This is a genomic window from Sphingomonas sp. CCH9-E2 (genome assembly GCF_001557215.1).
GTDB lineage: Bacteria > Pseudomonadota > Alphaproteobacteria > Sphingomonadales > Sphingomonadaceae > Sphingomonas.
Window position 1 is genome coordinate 1 of sequence record NZ_LSJM01000193.1, and the last position, 318, is coordinate 318.

Below are 318 nucleotides of genomic sequence, written 5' to 3' on the forward strand. Positions count from 1 at the left end.
TCTTCTCGCCATTGTCGCGGGCGATGCGCGCGTGATCCTCGATCCGCTCGGCCTCCAGCCCCTGCGCCGGTCGCCGCGACGCCGCGGGGCCGATCTTGTGCTGCGGCTCCAGCTTGATGCCCTGCGCCTCGTAGCTACGATGGTCGATCCGGCCCTCAAGCCCCAACTCGGCCATGCGCTCGTTGACGTGCGCGCTCCACGCCTCGCGCCAGTCCTTCAATAGCTCGGTGCTATTCCAGTCCCGGTTCTTCTTGCCGAACCCGTCCGGCCCCACATCGCGCATCGCCAGCATGACATGCGCGTGCGGCTTCGGCGTGC

Annotated in this window: 1 protein-coding gene; it reads right to left on the bottom strand. The window is 68.2% G+C overall.

The genetic code is table 11. The features are described 5' to 3' along the window. On the bottom strand, positions 1-318 hold a 318-nt coding region (locus AX681_RS09370), incomplete at both ends, for a MobA/MobL family protein (protein ID WP_197424271.1).